This window comes from Streptomyces sp. 150FB (assembly GCF_000818195.1).
GTDB lineage: Bacteria > Actinomycetota > Actinomycetes > Streptomycetales > Streptomycetaceae > Streptomyces.
Genome location: NZ_JTHL01000003.1, coordinates 1 through 2276 on the forward strand (window position 1 = coordinate 1; position 2276 = coordinate 2276).

Annotated in this window: 2 protein-coding genes; both read left to right on the top strand. The window is 73.4% G+C overall.

Going from position 1 to position 2276, the window contains the following annotated elements; all coding sequences use genetic code 11:
* The coding region (locus QR77_RS41850) for a PQQ-binding-like beta-propeller repeat protein (protein WP_040029727.1) at nucleotides 1–1302 on the top strand (1302 nt) is incomplete at its 5' end.
* A gap of 99 nt (nucleotides 1303–1401) precedes the next feature.
* Nucleotides 1402–2276 (top strand): serine/threonine-protein kinase (locus tag QR77_RS41855; protein WP_040029728.1); only part of this gene is annotated, 875 nt, incomplete at its 3' end.

Below are 2276 nucleotides of genomic sequence, written 5' to 3' on the forward strand. Positions count from 1 at the left end.
CGGTCCGTGGCCGGGCGGTCCGGCCCGTCGCGTCGCAAGCTGCTGACCATGGGCGGGGGTTCGCTCCTGGGGGTGGCCGCCGCCGGGGCGGGCGCCTGGGCCTGGTGGGGTCCCGCCGGTACGGGGCAGGCGAAGGGCGGCCCGGGGACCGGCCCGTCGCCGAAGGCCTCGCGGAAGCCCAAGCAGGACTACCTCTGGCAGCTCCAGGTCAGCGATCCGCCCTCGGACCTCTGGCCGGCCGCCGCCTCGATCCCGTTCCCGATCGGCGATCTCGTCGCGCTGATCACCGGAGCGGGGCTGGCGACCGCGCACGCGGCGGACGGCGCCGCCTCGTGGGGGCCGACCCAGATCGACAACGCCTGGCAGGTCGGGACGGACGGCAAGGACCTCTACCGCGTCACCCAACTCGACAAGTACCAGGGCCACATGGGCGACGACTGGCCACTGATCCTGGAGACGGTCGACCTCGCGACCGGCAAGCCGAAGAAGCGCCTTCCCGAGATGAGCGAGTTCAACGGGGTCATCTTCGAGAACCAGTTGCTGTGCGTCGCCGACCAGGTGATCTATCTGGCCGTCGGGCAGGGCAAGAACGACCAGGACGGATTCCAGCACGACCAGCCCTGGTTCCTGGCCGCCGTGGACGCCCGTACCGCCAAGAGGCTCTGGAGCACGCCGCTGCCGGCCAGGCCGGAGAAGTCCGAGCGGCTGCACTTCCTCGACGCCCGGGTCGTCGCCGACCGGCTGATCCTCCTTCAGGAGACGGCCGGCGGGGCCGTACGGGCGAACGCGCGCGACCGGCGTACCGGCCGCCTGCTCTGGGACAAGCCGCTGCCCGGCATCAAGCCCGACGCCGTCAGATCCATGATGACCACCGACGATCAGCATCTCTACCTGGGCCTGGGCGCGCTGCGCGCCCTGCGGCTGAGCGACGGCGGCGAGGCCTGGAACCTCTCGAAGGCGCGCCCGGGAAGCTCCTTCGGACCGCCCGCCGTCAAGGACGGCGTGGTGTACGCCGTGCAGAAGGGGCGCGGTGTCGTCGGCGTCGACGCGGGCGGCGGAGCGGTCCGCTGGGAGGAGAAGGGCGGGGGCGACGCGGCGAAGGGGGATCTCACCGACCGGCCCGTCCTCGGCACCAAGTACCTCTACAGCAGGAGCCCTTCGGGCCTGCGGGCCATCGACCTCGCGTCCCGTGCGACAGCGCGTACGTACAGGACGACCGGTACGCGCTTCGTCGCGCACCGGGAGGCGGAGGTCGTGATCGCCCTGGGCGGGTTCTTCCTCGCGGCCTTCCCGCTCCAGTGACCACTGACCGCTGCCCCCCTGCCCACTGGCCCCCGCCCACTGCCCCCTGACCCCTGACCACCCAGCGACCACGCGACCCATCACAGAAGGCATCCCGTCATGAAACCGCTCGGCACCGGTGACCCGCTCCGCCTCGGCCCGTACCGCCTGCTCGGCGTGCTCGGCGAGGGGGGCATGGGCAAGGTGTACGTGGGCCAGGACGACGCGGGCCGGGCCGCCGCCGTGAAGGTGCTGCGCCCCGAACTGGCCTACGACCAGAACCTCGCGCAGCGCTTCGTGCGCGAGGCGCGGATGGCGCAGGCCGTCACGAGCACGGGGGTCGCGCGGGTCCTCGGCTCGCAGACCGAGGGCGGACGCCCGTGGATGGCCAACGAGTTCCTCGCCGGGCCGACGCTCGCCGAGGCCGTCGAGGCGCACGGGCCGCTGGACGAACCGGCGGTACGCGCGCTGGCGGCCGCTCTCGCCCGTACCCTCGCCGACATCCACACGGCCGGACTGATCCACCGCGACCTCAAGCCCGCCAACATCGTGCTGACGTCGGCGGGGCCGCGTGTCATCGACTTCGGCATCGCCCGCCCCGAACACGGCCTGACCCTCACCACCACGGGCGAGATCCCGGTCACCCCCGGGTACGGCGCCCCCGAGCAGGTCCTCGGGCACCGCGTCGGGCCGCCCGCCGACGTCTTCTCGCTCGGGGCCGTGCTCGTGTACGCGGCGAGCGGGCGGCGCGCGTTCGACGGGGGTCATGTGGCGGCCCTCCAGTACCAGGTCGTGCACGGTGACCCCGACCTGTCCCAGGTCCCGGAGGTGCTGCGGCCGCTGATCTTCCCCTGCCTCGCCAAGGACCCGGCGCCGCGCCCGCTGCCGGCCCAGATCGTCACGGCGTTCGCTCCGCCGCGCGGGGCCGACCGCGTCTGGCGGCGGGGTCCGCTCGCCGACGACATCACCCGGGGCGAGGCGGGCATCCGCGAACT